Annotated in this window: 19 protein-coding genes, 1 tRNA gene and 1 other RNA gene; 8 read left to right on the forward strand and 13 right to left on the reverse strand. The window is 71.4% G+C overall.

Annotated features, from left to right (window positions below):
* The first annotated feature begins 7 nt into the window (after window positions 1-7).
* Together ABD831_RS12075 and ABD831_RS12080 are read left to right on the forward strand one after the other, a co-directional pair.
* Window positions 8-304: a type II toxin-antitoxin system VapB family antitoxin gene (locus ABD831_RS12075; protein ID WP_020145941.1), complete on the forward strand. Its 297-nt coding sequence runs from the start codon at window positions 8-10 to the stop codon at window positions 302-304.
* A gap of 45 nt (window positions 305-349) precedes the next feature.
* Entirely contained in the window at window positions 350-886 is a 537-nt protein-coding gene (locus tag ABD831_RS12080; RefSeq protein WP_344946481.1) for a LytR C-terminal domain-containing protein, read from the forward strand.
* A gap of 88 nt (window positions 887-974) precedes the next feature.
* Here the strand turns inward: ABD831_RS12080 and ABD831_RS12085 are convergent, their stop codons facing one another.
* The 3 genes from ABD831_RS12085 to ABD831_RS12095 form a co-directional block, all read right to left on the reverse strand.
* Window positions 975-2,033 (reverse strand): ABC transporter substrate-binding protein, encoded by a 1,059-nt coding sequence (locus ABD831_RS12085; RefSeq protein ID WP_344946484.1) that lies wholly within the window; start codon window positions 2,031-2,033, stop codon window positions 975-977.
* Between the two features lie 78 nt (window positions 2,034-2,111).
* Window positions 2,112-3,011 carry an ABC transporter permease gene (locus ABD831_RS12090; protein ID WP_344946487.1) on the reverse strand — a complete coding sequence of 300 codons (900 nt, stop codon included), beginning with the start codon at window positions 3,009-3,011 and terminating at the stop codon, window positions 2,112-2,114.
* Window positions 3,008-3,817, reverse strand: coding sequence for an ABC transporter ATP-binding protein (locus ABD831_RS12095; RefSeq protein WP_344946490.1), 810 nt, complete (start codon window positions 3,815-3,817; stop codon window positions 3,008-3,010). Before ABD831_RS12095 ends, ABD831_RS12090 begins: the two co-directional genes overlap by 4 nt.
* 100 nt (window positions 3,818-3,917) lie before the next feature.
* Between ABD831_RS12095 and ABD831_RS12100 the strand changes: the two genes are divergently transcribed.
* Window positions 3,918-5,603 carry an ATP-binding protein gene (locus ABD831_RS12100; RefSeq protein ID WP_344946493.1) on the forward strand — a complete coding sequence of 562 codons (1,686 nt, stop codon included), beginning with the start codon at window positions 3,918-3,920 and terminating at the stop codon, window positions 5,601-5,603.
* On the forward strand, window positions 5,600-6,277 hold the full coding sequence (locus ABD831_RS12105; protein ID WP_344946497.1) for a response regulator: 678 nt from the start codon (window positions 5,600-5,602) through the stop codon (window positions 6,275-6,277). The genes ABD831_RS12100 and ABD831_RS12105 overlap by 4 nt, the downstream gene beginning before the upstream one ends.
* A gap of 72 nt (window positions 6,278-6,349) precedes the next feature.
* On the opposite strand, the gene ABD831_RS12110 is transcribed toward ABD831_RS12105, so the two are convergent.
* From ABD831_RS12110 to ABD831_RS12120, 3 genes are read right to left on the reverse strand one after another with little or no spacing between them, the layout of a single operon-like run.
* On the reverse strand, window positions 6,350-7,417 hold the full coding sequence (locus ABD831_RS12110) for a metallophosphoesterase (protein WP_344946500.1): 1,068 nt from the start codon (window positions 7,415-7,417) through the stop codon (window positions 6,350-6,352).
* A gap of 54 nt (window positions 7,418-7,471) precedes the next feature.
* On the reverse strand, window positions 7,472-8,485 hold the full coding sequence (argF, locus tag ABD831_RS12115) for an ornithine carbamoyltransferase (protein ID WP_344946503.1): 1,014 nt from the start codon (window positions 8,483-8,485) through the stop codon (window positions 7,472-7,474).
* Window positions 8,486-8,529: 44 nt separating this feature from the next.
* On the reverse strand, window positions 8,530-9,465 hold the full coding sequence (locus ABD831_RS12120) for an MBL fold metallo-hydrolase (RefSeq protein WP_344946506.1): 936 nt from the start codon (window positions 9,463-9,465) through the stop codon (window positions 8,530-8,532).
* 79 nt (window positions 9,466-9,544) lie between these two features.
* Between ABD831_RS12120 and ABD831_RS12125 the strand changes: the two genes are divergently transcribed.
* The 3 genes from ABD831_RS12125 to ffs all read left to right on the forward strand — a co-directional run bounded on the left by ABD831_RS12125 (window position 9,545) and on the right by ffs (window position 11,231).
* A tRNA-Ser gene (locus tag ABD831_RS12125) sits at window positions 9,545-9,632 on the forward strand.
* Between the two features lie 149 nt (window positions 9,633-9,781).
* Window positions 9,782-11,110, forward strand: coding sequence for an MFS transporter (locus ABD831_RS12130; RefSeq protein WP_344946509.1), 1,329 nt, complete (start codon window positions 9,782-9,784; stop codon window positions 11,108-11,110).
* Between the two features lie 24 nt (window positions 11,111-11,134).
* An RNA gene (gene ffs / locus ABD831_RS12135) (signal recognition particle sRNA small type) lies at window positions 11,135-11,231 on the forward strand.
* A 37-nt stretch (window positions 11,232-11,268) separates the two neighbouring features.
* On the opposite strand, the gene ABD831_RS12140 is transcribed toward ffs, so the two are convergent.
* Complete coding sequence (locus ABD831_RS12140; protein ID WP_344946512.1) at window positions 11,269-12,342, reverse strand: LacI family DNA-binding transcriptional regulator; 1,074 nt, start codon at window positions 12,340-12,342, stop codon at window positions 11,269-11,271.
* Window positions 12,343-12,501: 159 nt separating this feature from the next.
* Between ABD831_RS12140 and ABD831_RS12145 the strand changes: the two genes are divergently transcribed.
* The gene (locus ABD831_RS12145) at window positions 12,502-13,716 is read left to right on the forward strand and encodes an MFS transporter (protein ID WP_344946515.1); all 1,215 of its coding nucleotides are present in this window, start codon (window positions 12,502-12,504) and stop codon (window positions 13,714-13,716) included.
* 134 nt (window positions 13,717-13,850) lie between these two features.
* Here the strand turns inward: ABD831_RS12145 and ABD831_RS12150 are convergent, their stop codons facing one another.
* From ABD831_RS12150 to egtB, 6 genes are all read right to left on the reverse strand, one after another.
* The gene (locus ABD831_RS12150) at window positions 13,851-15,095 is read right to left on the reverse strand and encodes a GNAT family N-acetyltransferase (RefSeq protein ID WP_344946518.1); all 1,245 of its coding nucleotides are present in this window, start codon (window positions 15,093-15,095) and stop codon (window positions 13,851-13,853) included.
* Window positions 15,096-15,144: 49 nt separating this feature from the next.
* Window positions 15,145-16,605 carry a hypothetical protein gene (locus ABD831_RS12155; protein WP_344946521.1) on the reverse strand — a complete coding sequence of 487 codons (1,461 nt, stop codon included), beginning with the start codon at window positions 16,603-16,605 and terminating at the stop codon, window positions 15,145-15,147.
* Window positions 16,606-16,619: 14 nt separating this feature from the next.
* A complete protein-coding gene (locus ABD831_RS12160) occupies window positions 16,620-17,276 on the reverse strand; it encodes an ABC transporter ATP-binding protein (RefSeq protein WP_344946524.1) in 657 nt (218 codons plus the stop codon).
* A gap of 117 nt (window positions 17,277-17,393) precedes the next feature.
* Window positions 17,394-17,855, reverse strand: coding sequence for a DUF3817 domain-containing protein (locus ABD831_RS12165; RefSeq protein WP_344946527.1), 462 nt, complete (start codon window positions 17,853-17,855; stop codon window positions 17,394-17,396).
* Window positions 17,856-17,937: 82 nt separating this feature from the next.
* Window positions 17,938-18,918, reverse strand: a complete 981-nt coding sequence (egtD, locus tag ABD831_RS12170; protein WP_344946530.1) for an L-histidine N(alpha)-methyltransferase — start codon at window positions 18,916-18,918, stop codon at window positions 17,938-17,940.
* Entirely contained in the window at window positions 18,915-20,216 is a 1,302-nt protein-coding gene (egtB, locus tag ABD831_RS12175; protein WP_344946533.1) for an ergothioneine biosynthesis protein EgtB, read from the reverse strand. Before egtB ends, egtD begins: the two co-directional genes overlap by 4 nt.
* Window positions 20,217-20,277: the final 61 nt, after the last annotated feature.

Here is a 20,277-nt window from a genome sequence, read left to right on the forward strand (position 1 = left end):
TGCGGGGGTGATTTTCAAGGCCGTCGGCGACTCGCGCCCGTACCCCGACCATGGACTAGAGACGACCAAGGACTGGTCGAACGTCCCGCCTCGGGTGGTGCAGCTCGGCGAGCTCATCACGACCAAGAGCACGCTCGACCTGCGCGGCCTGCTCGCGGACGACTCGACGTTCTACGGCGACCTCTTCCCGCACTGTGTCGAATGGGAGGGCGAGCTCTATCTCGAGGACGGCCTGCACCGGGCACTTCGCGCCGCGCTGCAGCAGCGTCCTGTTCTTCACGCCCGAGTCCTCGTACTCTCCTGACACGAGGCCGCCCGACCATCGGGGGCGACGGACGAGGGAGCGTGGATGTCGCAGGTCGTTGACGAGGACGATCGGACCTACCGGGTGCGTCGTCAGCGCCGGTCGACGATCGTCATCGTGGTCGTCCTGCTCAGTCTGGCCGGTGCGTTCTACTACGCGTCGACCTACTTCCGCGACACGACGCCGACCCCGGGGCCGTGCACGACGGAGGTGCCGGTCGCTCCGCTCACCCCGGAGGACGTGAGCCTCAACGTCTACAACTCGACGTCGCGCAAGGGCCTGGCCGCTTCTGTCGCCAAGACGGCGACCGACCGCGGGTTCAAGGTCAAGGCGATCGGCAACGACCCGAAGAACGCGACGATCAAGCAGGTCGCCCAGGTCCGCTTCGGCCCCGAGGGCGCCGACTCGGCCAAGCTCGTCAAGAGCCACGTGCCGCAGGCCGTCCTCGTCAACGACAAGCGCAAGGGCGACACCGTCGACCTCGTCGTGGGCAACGCGTGGAAGAGCTTCGGCAAGGTCCCCGTCGTCCCGACGCCCACCCAGACGCTGCGCCAGTGCCCGACGACCACGGTCGGCTCCTGACCGGAGCGTGAGCATGCCGTCCGGCGCGGACCGCGCCGGACGGCATACCTCCTCGGCTGCTGGGCAGCCGGTCGCCTAGGGCGAGGGGTCAGCCGACCGAGGCGGCCGCCTTGACGAACTCGTTGGTGTAGGTCTTGGCCAGGTCGATGCTCTTGCCCTGGACCTTCGGGTTGAACTCGCCCAGCACGGCGAGGCAGGTCTTGGGCCCGTCCTCGGGCATCAGGCCCGTGGGGTTGAAGATCCCCTTCTCGCTGTCGAGCGCCTTGATGTAGGCGTCCTTGCCGACGCCCTTGTAGTAGGCGGCGGGCATCTTGTCGGCGATGGCGGCGCCGTCGTGCTGCTGGATCCAGGCGAGCGTCGAGACGTAGGCGTCGACGAGCTTCTGGACGGTCGGCTTGTTGTTGTTGACCCAGTCGGTCTGCATGTAGAGCGAGGTGGCCGGGTAGGTGCCGCCGAGCGCGGCCTTGGAGCCCGCGGCTGTGCGCATGTCGAGCAGGATGAACGCCGTGCCGTCTGAGACTGCCTGCGAGACAGTGGGTTCCGTCGTCATGCCGCAGTCGATCGCCTTCTGCTTCATCGCGGCGATGAACGTCTGCCCCGCGCCGACACCGCGGCGGGTCTCCTGGGAGGGGTCGACGCCGTTCTTCTTGCTGAGGTACTGCGTCAGGAAGTCGGTCGAGGAGCCGGTGTCGGTGATGCCGAGCGAGCGACCCTTGAAGTCGGCCGGGCTCTTGACGGCGCCCTTGAGGTCGCTGCGGCACAGCTCGACCTCACCGGGGATCTGGAGCATCGAGACGACCGCCTCGGACGACTTGCCCTGCGCCTGCAGCGCGATGTTGTGGTCGTAGAAGCCTCCGACGCCCTGCACCTGGCCGGCGAGCATGTTCTGCGTCGCGTCGCCGCCCGCGGGCTCGTCGACGAGGTTGACGTTGACGCCGATCTTGTCGTAGTAGCCGAGCTGCTTGGCGAGCATGAAGGGCAGGTAGATCTGCTTGCTCATGCCGCCGACCATGATCGTCACGGTGGGGGCGCTCTTGTCGACGGTTCCAGCGCTCGTCGGCGCTCCGGAGGCGTTGTTGGCGCAGGCCGCCATGATGGTCGCGGCGAGGAAGGCGGCGCCGGCGGCACCGATGCGCTTGGTGTTCATGGAACTCTCCTTTGAGTCTGGTGCTGCGGTGGTTTGTGGGGTGCTGTTGTCGTGCGGCGGCGAGCCGCGGCGCTGCTGCTACTCGACGGCAGCACCTCCGTGGGACTGCGGGGGCCGCCAGCGCAGCAGGCGCCGCTCGAGCAGGGTGATGAGCGCCTCTGCCGTCAGGGCGATGACGGCCACGAGGACCATGCCGGCGAGCACCCCGTTCATGTCGAAGTTGTTCTGCGACGAGCGGATGAGCAGGCCGAGGCCCTCGTTGGCGCCGAGGATCTCGCCGACGAGCGCTCCGATGAGCGCGAAGCCGAAGCTGATGTGCAGGCTCGCGAGGATCCACGTGAACGCCGAGGGGAGCACGACGTCGCGGGTCACCTGCCACCGCGAGGCGCCGAGCAGGCGGGCGTTGGCGATGAGGTTGCGGTCGACCTCACGGGCGCCCTGGAAGGCGTTGAAGAAGACCCCGAAGAAGACGAGGACGACCGCGAGGATCACCTTGGACTGGATCCCGAAGCCGAAGGCGACGGTGAAGATCGAGCCCAGGATGATGCGGGGGATCGAGTTCGCCGCCTTGAGGAAGGGTGCGAACAGCTCGGACAGCAGCCGCACCCGTCCGAGGGCGATGCCGCAGACGACGCCGAGGATCGAGCCGATGACGAAGCCGAGCACGGCCTCCTCGAGCGTGACGACGACCTGGGCGCCGAGCGAGCCCTGGCTCGTGCCGACGGTGAACCAGTCGACGAGGGTCGACCAGACGCCCTTCGGCTCGCCCCAGAAGAAGGGGTCGACGATCCTGGCGCGCACGCAGACCTGCCACGTGACGAGCAGGACGACGACGATGGCGAGCCGGGCGACGGCGAGCACGGCACGCCGGCGCCGGGCGCGAGAGCGCTGGGAGAGGCCGGCCGCCGGGACGGCGGGTGGGAGCTCGGTGGCCCGGTCCGTGAGGGCCACGTCGTCCTGGGTGGGGGTGTCGATCATGACGCCACCTCTGCCATGCGGGTGGTGCGGGCGTAGGCCTCGGCGACCTCGGCGCGCAGCGCCTCCCAGATCTGCTCGTAGAGGCGGGTGAAACGGGGGTCGAAGCGGATCTCCTGGACGACCCGCGGGCGCGGCAGGTCGATCTCGAACTCGGCCTTGACCGTGCCGGGGCCGGCGGTGAGGACGACGACCTTGTCGGCGAGGGCGATGGCCTCCTCGAGGTCGTGCGTGACGAAGACGACGGCCGGCTTGGTCTGGTCCCAGAGGTGGAGCAGCTCGGTCGACATGATGGCCCGGGTCTGCACGTCGAGCGCGCTGAACGGCTCGTCCATGAGCAGGATGCGAGGCTGGTTGATGAGCGACTGCGCCAGCGCGACGCGCTTGCGCATGCCGCCCGAGAGCTGGTGCGGGTAGCGGTCCTCGAAGCCGCTGAGGCCGACGCGGCGCAGCCAGTCCCGGCCCAGTGCCGCGGCCTCGGACCGGCTCGCCCCGCGGTAGACGGGTCCCGCCGCGACGTTGTCGAGGACGGACCTCCACGGGAAGACGGCGTCCTGCTGGAAGACGAAGCCCGTGCTCGTGTCGATGCCGCGGACCTGCTCGCCGTGGACGAAAGCCTCTCCGCGAGAGGGTCGCTCGAGCCCGGAGATCAGGGTGAGCGTCGTGGACTTGCCGCACCCGGTGGGTCCGACGACGGCGCAGAACTGGCCGTCCTCGACCGTCAGCGACAGGTTCTCGATGGCGGTGTAGGTGCCGCCGTCCGCCGTGGCGAACTTCTTGGTGACGTTGCGTAGCTCGATGGCAGGCATGTGGCCCCGCCCTTTCTCCTCGTTGAGTGGCGTCACCGTAGGAGCGGGCCGGCCCGCGCCGGAATGCTTGTGATCGTTCGACGTGATAGCCGCGATAGAGATGGTTTTGTGCAATCTGCTCAGCCATGCTGGTTTCGACGCCGACGAGGGCGCCGAACGGGCCGAGCGGAGGAGCCGTATGCCGTCACTGGTCAGGACGCTGGCCGCACGGATCCTGCTGGCCGTCCTGGGGATCGTCGTCGTGACGCTCGCCGTCGGCTTCGCGCTCTTCGCTCGCCTGACGTCACAGACCGCGGACGTGCGCGCCACCGAGCAGGCCCGCGGGATCGCGGTGACGCTCGGTCGGGTGCCGCAGGTCGCCCAGGAGGTCGTGGACGGTGACCCGTCCCACGTCCTGCCGGCCCTCGGGTCGCAGGTCCGGGCCTCGACGGGTGCCTCGTACGTCGTCATCATCGACCGCACCGGCCTGCGCTACTCCCATCCCAACCCGGCGCTCATCGGGCAGCGCATCGAGGAGCCCGTCGTGGCCCTCGACGGCCAGGTGCACACGGGCATCGACGAGGGCAGCCTCGGGCGCTCGGCGAACGCCCGGGCCCCGATCCTCGACGCCTCCGGGCGCAGCGTCGGTGAGGTGTCGGTCGGCATCCTCGAGTCCGAGGTCGGGGTGCGGCTCAACGCCCAGGTCCTCGACATCGCGCTCTACGCGGCCATCGCCCTGGCCCTCGGGGTCGCCGCCTCGCTGCTGCTGGCCCGCGCCATCAAGCGGGTCACCTTCGGGGTGGAGCCGGCCGAGATCGTCGCGCTCATGCAGGAGCGCGAGGCGATGCTGCACGGCATCCGCGAAGGGGTGCTGGCGGTGGACGCCAAGGGCGCCATCAACGTGCTCAACGACGAGGCGCGGCGGCTGCTCGGGATCGCGTCGACGGGTCTGGGGGCGCGCGTCGAGGACGTCGTCCCGGCGGGCCGCCTGCGCCGCATCATCACCGGCGACCTCGAGGGCACCGACCTCGTCGCCGTCACGGACGAGCACCTCCTCGTGCTCAACCGGATGCCCGTGCTCGTCGGGGGCCGCAACGCAGGCTGGGTCGTCACGATCCGCGACCGCACCGAGCTCGAGGCGCTGGTGCGCCAGCTCGACTCGATGGAGAGCCTGTCCACCGCGCTGCGGGCCCAGGAGCACGAGTTCAGCAACCGGCTGCACGTGCTGTCGGTCCTGCTCGAGCTCGGCGAGGTCGAGGAGGCGACCCGCTACAGCCGTGAGCTGCAGGCCGAGACCGCCATGGCCAGCGAGGAGATCCGGGCACGCATCGGCTCACCGGTCATCGCCGCGCTGCTGCTCGCCAAGATGACGGTGGCGGCCGAGCGCGACGTCGTCGTGCGCCTCGACCCCGGCAGCCGGCTCGCGGCCGGCGGCGACGACGACCTGCCGGTCGTCACGGTGCTCGGAAACCTCATCGACAACGCCGTCGACGCGGTCGCCGACGACCCCGCCACGGCAGGGCGGCACCCCCGCGGCGACGTGGTCGTGCGGGTCGAGCGCGCCGAGGACGCCCTCGAGCTGACGGTCACCGACACCGGACCCGGCATCCCCGACGAGCGGCTCACGGACGTCTTCCTCGACGGCTACTCGACCAAGGAGCCCCGAGGAGCCATGCGGCGAGGGGTGGGCCTGGCCCTCGTCCACCGGCTCGTGACGCGCGCCGGCGGCACGATCGCGGCGAGCTCGCCGGGTGGCGCGAGGTTCGAGGTCCGCCTGCCGGTCCGGGTCCACGAAGGAGTGTCATGATCCGCGTCCTCGTCGTCGACGACGACTACCACGTCGCGCACGCGCACGCGCTGAGCGTCGCCCGGGTGCCCGGGTTCGAGGTCGTCGGTGAGGCCCACACCGGCGCCGAGGCGCGCGAGCTCGTCACGTCGGCGGTGCCCGACCTGCTGCTGCTCGACATGTACCTGCCCGACTTCAGCGGCCTCGACCTCGTGCGACAGGTCGCGGCGTCGGGCGAGCGGGTGCCGGACTTCCTGCTCGTCACGGCGGCGCGGGACATCGAGTCGGTGCGCACCGCGATGCAGCTCGGTGCGTTCTACTACCTCGTCAAGCCGTTCACCTTCGCCGCTCTGCGCGAGCAGCTGGAGGGCTACCGGGCCTGGGCCGAGCGGATCGACCGTGCGCCGGAGGCCGACCAGCACGTCGTCGACGCCCTCTACAGCCTCCGCGGCGCGCCGCCGCGCCGGGCCGCGGCGACCCGGACCCTGCAGCCCACGATGGCCAGAGTGCTGCAGATCGTCGTCGCCGCGCCCGCGCCGATCGGGGCCGCGGAGGTCGCCGAGATCCTCGGGGCCAGCCGGCCGACCGCGCAGCGCTACCTCGCCGGTCTCGTCGACAAGCAGCTGCTGGACCTCGACCTCACCTACGGGGCCACCGGGCGACCCGAGCACCGCTACCTCCCGCGCCGCGGCTGAGCGGCCACCAGGGACGAGGTATGCCGTCCGGCACGGACCGCGCCGGACGGCATACCTCCTCGTGTGGCTCGGTCAGGAGGCGTAGGGGACGCGCTCCCACGACAGCACGTGCTCGGCGCCCGGCCGGTTGACGGTCACCTCGAGGAAGTCCTTGTTGTTGCTCGAGCCGTCGACCGTGACGCGCGTGAGGTGGTCGGCCGATCCCTGCACGTCGTAGAAGTCGAGCCACCTCGACCCCGCCGCCAGCGGCTTGTCGGAGTTGTAGACGTGGCTGTCACCGTTGAAGAGGTAGACCTCGCCGTCGAACGAGCCCGACTGCGCGACGAGCTCGCGCACCAGCGGCTGGAAGGCCGAGTCGTCGGCCCAAGACACGGCATACGTCGGGTCGAACATGTCCGCCTGGAGGAAGAGGGCAACCGCCCGGTCGTGGCGCTGGCGTGCGTCGGTGAAGGCCGAACGGACCTGTGCCACAGCACTGTCCATGCGCGCCTTCTCCTCCGCGGCCTGCTCCGGGGTCGGGGTGCTGTGACCCAGCTCGGGCCAGGGGAGCAGGCCGTTGTTGCTCCCGACGACGTGGAGGGTCGCGATGTCGACGCCCTGACGGCGGAAGGACACGTTCTCGGGGAAGCCTGCGGCCGCCTGGGAGGAGACGGTCATGTCGGCGCCGAGCGTGTGGCCCGGGCGGGTGAAGAACGTCGACCGGATGGCGGCGAGGCGCTCGAGCGGGTTGAAGGTGCCGTTGTTGGTGCGGTGGCAGTCAGTCCACTCGTTGTCGCCCGGGGTGTAGACCAGCGGCATCGTGAAGCGGTCGAACTGGGTGCGGATCATCGAGAAGTACTCGTTGGTGCACTGCGACGAGCCGTTCTTGATGTCGCCGACGTGGATGGTGAACGACAGGTCGGGGGTCGCGTTGATCTGGTCGACCCACGCCGGGAAGGCCGCGACCTGGGCGTCGCCGTAGGGCGCGTCGCCGATGACGGCGAAGCGGTAGTGGCCCTCCTTCGACTGGCCGGAGGCGTCCGTGGCCGACGTGGCCGACGCGGCGGACGTGGCGGACGTGGCGGACGCGCCGGCTGCGGTCGGGAGGATGACGAGTGCGGCAGCGACGGCCGCGAGGGCTGGGGTGCGAGAGAGATGCATGGATGTCGTTCTCCCGCATCGGGGCCCAACGGCGCCACCACGAAACGGTGAACGTCAGGTGTCGAGACGGACCAGCGTGGCGACCATGAGGGCCTTGATCGTGTGCATGCGGTTCTCGGCCTGGTCGAAGACGACCGAGGCGTCGGACTCGAAGACGTCGTCGGTGACCTCGAGCTCCTTGAGGCCGAACTGCTCGTGCACGTCCTTGCCGACCTGCGTCTCGAGGTCGTGGAAGGCTGGGAGGCAGTGCATGAACTTGACGCGCGGATTCCCTGTCAGCGCAAGGAGATCGGCGTTGACCTGGTAGGGGCCGAGCAGCTCGATGCGCTCCGCCCACACCTCCTTGGGCTCACCCATCGACACCCACACGTCGGTGTGCACGAAGTCGACGCCGCGCACGCCCTCGGCCACGTCCTCGGTGAGCGTGACGCGTGCACCGGTCTCGGCGGCATACTTCCGCGCGACGGCGACGACGTCGTCGGCGGGCCACAGCGACCGCGGGGCCACGATGCGCACGTCCATGCCGAGGATGGCGCCCGTGACGAGCAGCGAGTTGCCCATGTTGAAGCGGGCGTCGCCGACGTAGGCGTAGGCGATCTGCTCGTCGGGCTTGCCCGCGTGCTCGCGCATCGTGAGGGCGTCGCAGAGGGACTGCGTCGGGTGCCAGTCGTCCGTGAGGCCGTTCCAGACGGGCACGCCCGCGAACGCGCCCAGCGTCTCGATGACGTCGTGCCCGGCGCCGCGGTACTCGATGCCGTCGTAGAAGCGGCCGAGCACGCGCGCGGTGTCCTTGGCCGACTCCTTGTGGCCCATCTGCGAACCGATCGGGTCGAGGTAGGTCGTGCTCGCCCCCTGGTCGGCCGCGGCCACCTCGAAGGCGCAGCGGGTTCGGGTCGAGGTCTTCGCGAAGAGCAGGGCGATGTTCTTGCCCGCCAGGCGTCGCTCCTCGCGTCCCTCCCGCTTGGCGGCCTTGAGCTCGGCGGCGAGGTCGAGCAGCGCCCGGAACTCGTCGGGCGTCAGGTCGATCTCCTTGAGCAGGTTGCGGCGGTGCAGTGCGGCGAGCGACATGGACGTGATGGTTTCAGGCATCGTCGCCGTGCGGCAATCCGGTCTCAGGTCGTCGGGTTGCGTCGGTGCAGGCCGAGCCGCCACCGCACCTGCTCGACGAGCGCGCGGAGCTGGAGCGGCACGAGCACGCGAGGCCCCTCGCCGACGCAGAAGACGATGTCGTCGAAGCGGTGGATGCCGGGCCGGTGCGCCACGGTGCGGAAGGCGTCCCGGGCGGCGCGCAGCTGCTCGACGGTCATGAACGGCGACGGCTCGTCGGGCTGGTAGCGCGCTCCGAGCGGGTAGTCGTGTCCGGGTCGCCGGGTCATCTCGACGTGGCAGCCGAGGACGTGCCGGACGCCGCGCTGCTCGGCGAACGTGACGAGCCGGTCGAGGGTGTCGAGGAGGGCGGCGGCGTCCTCGACGTAGATGCGGCCGGGATAGACGGTGTCGCCGGTGTGCAGCAGCCCGGTCATCGGGTCGTGCAGGGCGATCGAGGCGCGGTGGTGGCCCGGGATGCCGAAGACCTCGAGGACGCGGCCACCGAGGTCGAGCGTCACGACCTCGGCGGGCCAGTCGGTGATGCCGAAGTGGGCGACGACCTCGGCGTGGTCGCGACCGACGACCGCGGTGTTCGGACGGCCGGCGAAGGCGGCGTCACCGGCGAGGTGGTCGCCGTGGCCGTGCGTGTGGGCGACGACGAGCTCGTATGCCGTGTCGTCCGTTCGGGCGGTCGTGCGGCCCTCGAGGAGACGGTCGACGGTGCGCCGCAGCTCCGAGCCGTCGACGGCACCGGTGTCGAGCAGGAGGGCGCGGTCCTCGCCGAGGAGCAGCAGGATGAACGGCGCCTCGTAGGTCAGGTCCTTGCTCTGCCGGATGAGGACGGTGCCGGGCGCCAGGTGGTGCACCTGCAACGGCGGGTCAGCGAGACGTCTCGGCGACGGGGAGCCGTGGATCCAGTGGACGTCGGTGTCGAGCGGGACCAGGTCGGGAGACGCCATGCGGGTGAGTGTGCTCCGGCCCGGGGCGGCGTGCACGCCGATTTCTTGTGTGGGGTCCGCCTCCGGTAGCCTGCGCGACGGAGGATTCGCATAGTGGCCTAGTGCGCACGATTGGAAATCGTGTTGGGATAAAACCCTCGGGGGTTCAAATCCCCCATCCTCCGCCACATGACAGCGGCCCCCATCGCGCACAGCGCGGTGGGGGCCGCTGCCGTTGGCGGAACCTCGGGACTCGGGAGCGGGGAGCGGGCGCGGGGCCGCTCGCCGCGAGGAAAAGCGGACGACGGCTGTCGGTGGAGGGCGGCAGACTGCACCGGTGAGCTCGACCAGCCCTGCCCCCGCCCGACCACGGCTGTCCTCGTTCTGGCACGACCTGCCGCGCGAGGGCAAGCTGCTCATCTCGACCGTCGTCTTCCAGTCGATCGGCACCGGCCTCGTCCTGCCGTTCATGGTCGTCTACCTCCACGAGGTGCGCGGCATCTCGCTCGAGACGGTCGGGCTGCTGCTGGCCCTGCAGGCCGGCGTCGGCATCGTCCTCGTCACGCCGGCCGGTGCCCTCATCGACCGGATCGGGCCCCGCCGCGTCTATGCGAGCAGCCTCGTCGCGCTGCTCGTCGCCGACGTCCTGCTGGCGCTGGCGACGTCGACCGGCCAGGCGGCAGCGGCCCTCGTGCTCATGGGCTACGGCTTCGGCATCGTGTGGCCGGCGTCGAGCGCGCTCATCGGCAACCTCATCCCCACCGAGCAGCGGCAGCGCTACTTCGGGATCAACTTCACGCTGCTCAACCTCGGCATCGGCATCGGCGGCATCGTCGGTGGCCGCTTCGTCGACGTCTCGCGGCCGGGCACGTTCGTGACGATCTACCTGCTCGACGCGCTCAGCTACCTTCCGGGCCTGTTCATCCTGCTCGTCGCACTGCGCCGTGCCCGCGACCGGGTGCAGCGTCCCGCCGACGCCGAGTCCGCCACGGTCTCCTACCTCGCCCTGCTGCGTGACCCCCGGCTGCGGGCGCTGCTGCTCCTCGTCGCGGTCGCGGCGCTCGTCAGCTACCCCCAGCTCAACGCGGGGATGCCGGCCTACGCGCGGGCGGAGGGGCAGGTCTCGACCGAGGGGCTGGGCTACGCCTTCGCGGCCAACACCGTCGTCATCGTCGTGCTGCAGCTCTTCGTCCTGCAGCGCATCGAGGGCCGGCGCCGTACGCGCGTCACCGTCGTCATGGCCCTCACCTGGATGGTGGACTGGTCCCTGCTCGGGGCCACCTCGCTCGTGCCCGGCACCGTCACTGCGACCATCCTGCTGGCCGCGTGCGCCGGCGTCTTCGGTCTCGGCGAGACGATGCTCCAGCCGACGAGTGCCGCGATGGTCAACGACCTCGCGCCCGACCACCTGCGCGGCCGCTACAACGCGCTCAGCTCGCTCATGTTCTCGGTGGCCTTCGTCGTCGGACCGGTCGTCTCGAGCCTGCTCATCGGCCGCGGCCTGGGCCTGGTCTACGTCGGGTTCCTCATCGGCGGGTGCGCGGTGCTCGCCGTGATCGCGCTCGTCGTCGAGCGGCGTCTGCCGCCCTACGTCAACGGGGTGCGCGAGGTCGAGCCGGTGGCCGTGGCGGCTCCGGCAGCGACGGACGGGGCGATTTCCGGCTGACGTCGGCTCCGGCATACACTTGCCGTCGGCACCCCGCGTGGTGGTACCTCTCCGAACTCCCCCAGGGCAGGAATGCAGCAAGGGTAGGAGAGCTCTTCCAGGTACGCGGGGTGTCCCTTTTCCCGGTTGTCCCCGGTTGTCCTGCAGGGGTGAGCGCGTCAGCGCGGGGGAGCGGTGGTCGTACCGACACGCAGCTCAACCGGCTGGGTGACGCTTCGGGGTCGGGTGCCGTCGAGCCGCTTGCGGACGAGCGTGCCGAGGATGCGGCCCTTCTCGCGGCCGTGCTGGTCCATCGTCGTCAGGCGGTGCGGGAGCCACGGCAGGTCGACGCCGTCGAAGCCGGTGACGCTGAGGTCCTCCGGCACGCGCAGACCGAGCTCCTCCGCGGCGAGGATGACGCCCGCCGCGATGACGTCCGACTGGGCCACGACGGCGGTGGGCCGCCCCCGGTCCGGCACGTCGAGCAGGGCGCGGCCCGCGATGGTGCCGCCCTCGAACGACGACCCGTCGCCCGTCTGGACAGCGGGCGCGTCCGGCCCGAACACGTCGCGGAACCCGAGCAGCCGGCCGACGCTGGGCGCGTGCGCCTCCCGGGGATCCACCTCGCTGTCCGGCACGGGACCCGCCACGCTCGTGGGGAGCATCGGCATGGCGACGTGCGCCACGCGTCGGTGGCCGAGCGAGCGGACGTGCTCGGCGATGACGGCCCCGGCCGCCCGCTCGTCGACCCGCACCTGGGTGATGCGCCGGTCGCTCGGCACGCCGGTGCTGAACATCGGTATGCCGCGCGCAGCGAGATGCTCGACGGCAGGGTTCTCGCCGGGCCCGCAGAGCGAGAACACGACGGCGTCGAGAGCGAGGGGAGCCAGCTGCGGCACGACGGAATCACCTGAGCCACTGGGCTGCCCGATGAGGAGCATGCCGGTGGGAACGGCCTCGAGCACCTCGGCCAGGCCGTCGAGCACGGCGATGGCGAACGGGTCCCGGAAGGCCATGCGCAGGCGACCCTCGACGAGGACGCCGATCGCCCCGGAGCGGCCCTGGCGCAGCGAGGAGGCGAGCGGGTTCGGCCCGGTGAAGCCGAGCTCGGCCGCAGCCGCCCTGACGCGCTCGCCCGTGGCCTCGGCGACAGGACCCTTGCCGCTGAAGACGAGGGAGGCCGTCGACACCGAGACTCCCGCGCGCTCGGCGACGTCTCGGAGGGTCGGACGGGCTTGACCTCGGGCAACCATGGGAGGCATGCTATCGAAACGTTTCGACTCGAATCGATTCGAAGCGCTTCCCGAACCATCATCGATCGATCATCCGGTCGCGCTCGGGTGGGGCCGCCGCACGGACCGTGTGTCGCCGGGCCCTGCCCTCGCGGCGGTCGTCCCTGAGAGGCTTGTGTCATGTCCGTCGTCAGCGCTCCGCCGGCCACCACCGTCCGTGCGGCCCGCACCGCCGTCTTCGCGGCCTTCGCCATCAACGGGGCGGCCTTCGCGGCGTTCGCCTCGAGGGTGCCGGACATCAAGCACGCACTGGGCCTCTCGGCCGGGGCTCTCGGGCTGACCCTGCTGGCAGCCTCCCTGGGCTCCGTCGTCGGTCTGCCGCTCTCCGGCTGGATCGTCCACCGCCTCGGTGCGGCGCGCACCCTCATGGGCGCCGCGATCATCCAGAGTGTCGGGCTCGTCGGGGTGGGCATCGGCGTCGACGTCGCCGGCAACCGAGCGGTCGTCATGGGCGGTCTCGTGCTGGTCGGCATCGGCACCGGCGTCTTCGACGTGGCGATGAACCTCGAGGGCGCCGAGGTCGAGCGCTTCCTCGGCCGGGCGATCATGCCCCACTTCCATGCAGCCTTCAGCGGTGGCACGGTCGTCAGCGCACTCATCGGCGCCGGCCTGTCCTTCCTGCACGTCCCGGTCGCCGCCCACCTCATCGGCGTCGTCGTGCTGCTGCTCCTCGTGACGCCGTGGTTCCTGCGTGCCTTCCTGCCGCGGTCGGTGGAGATGGACGAGTCCGGCGTCGAGGTCCGGTCCGAAGCGGGCATCGGTGCGGCCTGGCGCGAGCCGCGCACCCTGCTCATCGGCGTCGTCGTCCTCGCGGCCGCCTTCACCGAGGGCACGGCCAACGACTGGGTGGCCGTCGCGCTCTCGGACGGCTACGGCCTCGAGCGCTGGGTCGGCGTCGTGGGCTTCGCGGTCTTCCTCACGGCCATGACCGCCGGTCGTCTGCTCGGGACGCGCGTCCTGGACCGGCGCGGGCGCGTCCCCGTGCTCCGCGTCCTCTTCGTCTCGGCCGTCGTCGGCTGCCTGCTCGTCGTCTTCGGCGGACCGGTCCTCGCGTTCGTCGGTGCGGCGGTCTGGGGTGTCGGGGCTAGTCTCGGCTTCCCCGTCGGCATGAGCGCGGCTGCCGATGACCCGAAGCGGGCCGCGGCCCGGATGAGCGTCGTCTCGACGATCGGCTACACCGCGTTCTTGGCCGGGCCTCCGCTGCTCGGCTTCCTCGGTGACCACGTCGGCGTGCTGCACTCGCTCCTCGTCGTTGGCGCCATGGCGATCGTCGCCCTCGTGGCGCTCCCCGCTGTCCGCGAGCCCGCACGCACCACCCGCGCCACCACCGACTGACCTCCCGAACCACCTGCCCCCGACCCTCGAGTGAGCGTTCAGTCCCACACGGTGGGGCGTACGGGACGAGGCGCGAAGTCGACTGGGACGGGGGCTCACTCGACTGGGACGGGGCGCTCAGTCGAGGTGGTGGGTCAGAAGTACTCGGTGATGAAGGGCTGGCAGACGAAGGCCGCGTCGAGCGCTGCGTCGTCGTCGGGCGTGCCGCCTGAGGCGAGCCCGGCCTGGCGCAGGCGCGACACCGACCAGCCGCACCACAGCGCCGACAGGCCCCGCGCGTCGACGTGCACCGCAGCGGCATCTACAGGCTCGTCCGAGGTGGTCGCGGAGCTGCCACGGGTGCCGGCAGCACCTCGAACCGGGAGGTCGTCGGTGCGGTGGGCAGTGCCTCGCCCGCCGGACACCGAAAGGGTCCACCGCCCGGAGTTCGCGGGCACCTGGGCGTCGTCGACGACGAGGTCCACCTCGACCGAGCTGTGCGATGAGAAACCGCGCTCGCCGAATGCGGCCGCGAGGTCGACGACCCGCCCCATCCACGGGATCTGCTGCACCTCGACGGCCGGCAGCCCACAGAGCACGAGCGCCACCGGGTCACGCGGGTCCAGGTAGGTGTGCACCGTCGGGGCCGCCGACGAGCCCGATCCGACGACGCCCCACAGCGTCGCGGCGGCTTGGGGTGTCGTGGCGACGAGCTCCTCGACCGTGACGGCCTGTTCGGACAGGTCGTAGACGACGTAACCGCCGTCGACGACGTAGGCGATGAGCTCCTCCCGCTCTAGCATTCCCTCCAGGGCGGTCACCGAGCGAGGCATGGGGCCGCTCGCACAGTGCCGGGCGTGCTTGCGCCGAGCCAGCTCGTGCATGAGCTGCGCGTCGTCGGGCTTCGCCGGACGCAGACCGCTCGACCTGCCCGCGCCCGCGCGTGGGGTGCCGAGGCCGCGCAGGAGGTGGGCGGCATACGTCGTCCGCGTCTGGACGCCGCCGACCTCGTAACCGGAGCGGCGATAGAGCGTCGCCGTGGTCGGGAAGAGGCACGACACGACGTCGCCGAGCTCGCCCATCCGGGTGATGAGGGCGCGGGTCAGGGTGGTCGCGACGCCTCGGCCGCGGGCGCTCGGCTCGACGTAGACGCCGGCGACACCGCCCATCCGCAGGTGCCGTCCGCCCCACGCCTGCTCGTAGGGCCGGATGCGACCGGCGCCGAGGACCGTGTCGGACTCGTCGACGACGGCGATCATCCGGCCGCCGAGGGTCTCGGCGGAGACCCGTTGCCACCACACGTCACCCCCGACGCCGAGCGGCCCGAACGACCGGTTGCGGATCGCCAGGACGGCGGGGAGGTCGGCGTCGACGACGTCTCGGGTGCGCAGCTCGCTCATGGCCCCGAACCTAACGACCGCCCTGTGCCGGCGGCGACCGGGTTGTCGCTCAGGCCCGGTGCAGGTAGGTGAGCCGGCGGACCTTGGAGACCGACCAGGCGAGAACGGCGTAGACGAGCCAGCTCACGACGGAGAGCCACGTGTAGCTGCCGGCCTTGGTCAGCACCGCGATGAGCGAACCCAGCACGATGACGGTCAGGGCGGGCACGGCATACCAGATCGCGACCATCTGGGGCCGCAGCACGAAGGGGGGGGAGCCGCGGAACGCCGCCAGCACGTTGCCGGCGACGACGAGCACGAGGACGAGCCACAACGACAGCAGTGCGCTGGCCGGGAGCGAGCCGAGGGCGGCCGCGACGCCGACCCAGCCGCCGAGGACGACGACGGTCAGGGTCGTCGGCACGGTCACGTGCGCGACCGCCTCGGTGACCTCGGTGGTGCCGAGCAGGGACGGGGTGCCGACGTTGTCGGCCTGCAGGCGCAGCCCCTCGGCCCACGCGCCGAAGCCGAGGTAGAGCGGCAGCAGGCCGATCGTCGCGGCGATGCTCGGCGCCGCCGGCTGAGTGAAGGCCCACGTGACGATCGCGCCGCCGAGGACGGTGAGCCCGAGGCCGGAGAGGAACGCGCCGGGTGTTCGTCGCAGGCCGAGGACGTCGCGGCGCACGAGCACTCCGAACGGCCGTCCGGGACGGAGGCGGGCCGACCGGCCGTGACGCACGGGGCGGGTCAGCGCGAGCCGCGCCGTGCGCAGGTTGCCGGTGAGGGCCGAACCCGCCATCGTCGAGGTGTTCGCCGAGTGCGCCCGCAGGGACTCCGCGTGCAGCTCGCGCAGCGCGTCGGGCACGCGCCACAGCAGGGTGAGGCCGCGGTCGGGACCGGGCCAGGACCGCACCTGCGACCACAGCCAGAGGCGGCTGGCAAGCACGCCGAGCGCGGTCCCGACGACGGTCGTCACGATGATCGTCACGAGGCCCGCCAGGTGGGCGAAGGCGAGACCCCCGCCGATGGTCAGGCCGCTCAGCGCGCCGACGAAGAGACCGCCGACCGCGGCGTAGCGCCACCATCGGCGCAGCGCGAGCGCGCGGTCGAGCGGCGCCGGGAGCACGAGGTCGATCCACGGCATGGGCGGCACGACGGGTCCGCGGAAGCGGCCGGCGAAGACGACCGCGCCGAGCACCGCCGCCACCGACGCGACGAGGAGCGCGACCGCGACGGGCGAGCGCAGCTGCTCCCCGAGCGAGCCCGCGTCGGAGGTGCGGAACACCGCTTGGACGATCGGCAGGCCGTAGACGAGCGCGCCGAGGAAGAGGACGTAGCCGGCATACAACCCCTGCTGGCGAGCCTTGCGTGCGGCGTCGCCGCCGATGACCCAGTCGGCCTGGCCGAGCAGGTCGTGGTCGTCGTAGTCGACCTCGCGCGGCGTCGTCTCGGCGACCACGGGGTCGTATGCCGTGTCCTCCGGCTGCGTCTCGGGTGCGGGTTCGCCGGAGGCCGGCTTGCGCTTGCTCATCGGGTGGTCCGGACTCAGCGCGCCGGGACGACGTCGACGACGCGGGTCGCGAGACTGGCGGTCAGCTCCGGGTCGTGGCAGGCCATCACCACGGTGCCGCCGGACTCGGTGCGCTCGCGGATCATGGCCGCGACGACCTGACGCTTGGCCGTGTCGAGCCGCTGCTCCGGCTCGTCGAGGAGCACGACGCTCGACGGGCGCGAGAAGGTCAGCGCCAGACGGAAGAGCTGCTCCTGCCCGGACGACAGCTCGTGGGGGAACCGGTCGTCGAGGTGTGCGATGCCGAGGCGGTCCAGCAGGGCCAGGCTGCGGTCGTCGGAGGTGGTGGGGTCACCGCCCCACGTCGAGTCGATGAGCACGAGGTGGTCGACCAGCGTGAGGTCGCGGTAGGTCGTCGGGGCGCCGAGCAGGGCTGCGACGGCCGCGCGCACGGCTCGGTCACGCTCGTCCGCCTCACGGCCGCCGATGCTCACGGTCCCGGTGCTGGGCACGAGCAGGCCGCCGATGATGCGCAGCAGGGTCGTCTTGCCCGAGCCGTTGGGACCGCGCAGGACGATGCACTCGCCGGGGTCCGCGCTGACGTCGGTCGGCAGCAGCAGCGTCGTCTCGTCGATCGTCTTGCCGACACCCTCCGCCCGGACCTCGCCGGCCAGCACTGCGACCGCACCCATCTGAACCCATCCCTTCGCCGAACCTGACGAGGCCACCGTATGCCGCGTGGCTCCGAGCGCGCTGACCGAGGGGACGTGAGCGCTCGACCTGGGTCGGGCGACGGATCGCGGGGAGGGTCAGCCCTGGGCGCTGACGGGCGGCCCGGCGACAAGGGCCACACCCGTCAGGGCCAGCACCGCGACGATGCCGACGGCGACCGCCATCATCGGGCGAGCGAGCAGCGCAGCGACGACGCGCTCGGCCGGGTTGGTGGGCGTCTCGCCGTCACGGCCGAGGCGCCAGCCGCCATCGAGGCGACCGCGCCGCTCGAGTCGACGCTCCCACCAGACCGTGAGGAACGGCGGCACGGCGCTGACCAGGCCGAGCAGGCCCTCGCGGACCGTCCACCGCTGGTTGACCCAGAGCAGGACCGTGACGAGGCAGAAGGCGATGAAGACGACACCGTGGACGAGTCCGAAGACCTGGACGCCGAGCTCGGTGGTGCGCGTGACGTACTTGAGGACCATGCCGAGCAGCAATAGCGCCCACGTCACCACCTCCGCGAGGGCGATCCGGCGGTACAGGGTGCGAGGCGTCATGTGGAGGTCTCCTACGTCGTGTCGTACTCAAGTCGCCCCAGTCTCACCCACGGCCTCCGTCGTCTCCCATCCGGGTCGCGGTTCATCGCTCACGCCGGGCGAGCGTCAGGGCGAAGTCGCCGTCGTCGTCGGTCCACGAGCGTCGGACGGCGAAGCCGGCCGCGGCGAGCTCGTCGCGCAGGCGCTCCGGCCGGAACTTCGTCGAGATCTCGACCCGGATCTCCTCACCGTGGGCCAGCTCGAACACCAGGTCGGCGCCCGGGACGGTCACCCGTTGCGGCATGTCGGCCCTCAACCGGAGGTCCATGCGCTCCTGGCGCGGGTCCCAGAAGGGGACGTAGGAGAACGCGTCGATGTCGAAGTCGGCGCCGAGCTCGCGGTTGAGCACCTGCAGGCAGTTCGTGACGAAGGCCGCCGTGACGCCGCGACTGTCGTCGTAGGCCGCGATCAGCCGGTCGGTGCTCTTGACGAGGTCGGTGCCGAGCAGGAACCAGTCACCGGGCTCGAGGCTGTCGTGCAGCGCCCCGAGGAAGGCCGCCCGCTCCTCGACGTAGAAGTTGCCGATGGTCCCGCCGAGGAACGCGACGAGCCGCCGCCCACCCCGGGGCAGGTGGCCGAGGTGCAGGGTGAAGTCGCCGACGAGGGCCTCGACCCGCACCGACGGGTAGCGCTCCGAGAGCATGGCGGCCGCGTCGCGCAAGGTCTGTTCGGAGACGTCGACCGGCACGAAGCGCTCGAGGGTGCCCGAGGCCGCGAAGGCGTCGAGCAGGGTGCGCGTCTTGTCGCTCGTGCCGCTCCCGAGCTCGACGACGGTCGTCGCGTCGCAGGCCGCGACGATGTCGGCGGCGTGATCGCGCAGGATCGCGCGCTCGCACTCGGTCGGGTAGTACTCCGGCAGCCGGGTGATCTCGTCGAAGAGGACGGAGCCGACGTCGTCGTAGAGCCACTTCGGCGGCAGGGTGCGCGGCTGCGAGCCGAGCCCACGGCGTACGTCCTCGACGAGGGCGCCTGAGGCCCAGTCAGGGTCGAGGGCGACGGTGACGACGGGTTCACGAGCGGTCACGAGCGGACACCTCCATCGGCCAGGCGGACCCCGGACAGCGCCCATCGCGAGCCCGGCGGGAAGAAGTTGCGGTAGCTGAGCCGCGCGTGGCCCGGCGGAGTGAGCGCGCAGCCGCCGCGCAGGACCATCTGGCCCGACATGAACTTGCCGTTGTACTCGCCGATGGCGCCGGCCGGCGGGTGGTAGCCGGGGTAGGCGAGGTAGGCCGAGCTCGTCCACTCCCAGCAGTCGCCGTAGACCTGGCGCAGGTGCCCCGTCGGCGGCCCGGCCGCGCGCGGGTGGAAGGTCTCGGTGTCGGCGAGGTTGCCGCCGGCCGCAGCCGCCTCGGCCTGGCCGTCGGCGACGACCGCGTGCTCCCACTCGCCCTCGGTGGGCAGGCGCTTGCCGGCCCACGTGGCGTAGGCGTCGGCCTCGTAGTGGCTGACGTGGCTCACCGGCAGCCCGGGGTCGACCGGGCGGGTGCCGCTCAGGGTGTGTTCGAACCACGCACCGTCGACCTCGCGCCAGTAGAACGGGGCGCGCCAGCCCTCCGCGCGCACCCGGCCCCAGCCGTCGGAGAGCCACAGCTCGTGACGCTCGTAGCCGCGGTCGGCCATGAACTCGAGCCACTCGCCGTTGGTGACGAGGCGGTCGGCGAGGCGATAGGGCTCGAGGAACTGCTGGTGCAGCGGCAGCTCGTTGTCGAAGCCGAACCCGCCGCCGCGGTGGCCGACCTCGACGAGCCCGCCCTCGACGTCGACCCAGCCCAACGGGTCGGGGGCGGACGGCGTGAGGGGGCTGCCGGCATACGTCGGCTGGAGGGGGTTGACCGACAGGACGTGCTTGATGTCCATGAGCAGCAGCTCCTGGTGCTGCTGCTCGTGGTGGAAGCCGAGCTCGATCGTCGACGTGAGCTTCTCGAGCGAGCCACCGTCGAGGGTGCTCACGAGGTCACGCATGCGGGCGTCGACGTCGGCGCGGTAGAGCCCCACGTCATGGGCGCCCGGGCGGGTGATGAAGCCACGCTCGGCACGGGCGTAGCGGGGTCCGACGCCCTCGTAGTAGCTGTTGAAGAGGAACCAGTACTGGTCCTGGAAGGGCTTGAACGACGGCTCGTGGTCGGCGAGGACGAAGGTCTCGAAGAACCACGTCACGTGCGCGCGGTGCCACTTCGTCGGCGACACGTCGGGCATGGACTGGACGGTCTGGTCCTCGGGTGAGAGCGGGGCCGCGAGCGCCTCGGTATGGGCTCGCACCTCGTCGTAGCGCGCGACGAGCGTGTCGGCGTCCCACTGGGCCTGTCCTGTCGAATCGGGCATGGTGTCCTCCTCCGTCCGGCCGCTGCTCGGGTCGCTCGACGGGCCGGTGCATCGACCCTAG

The organism is Terrabacter ginsenosidimutans, from assembly GCF_039539425.1.
Taxonomy (GTDB): domain Bacteria; phylum Actinomycetota; class Actinomycetes; order Actinomycetales; family Dermatophilaceae; genus Terrabacter; species Terrabacter ginsenosidimutans.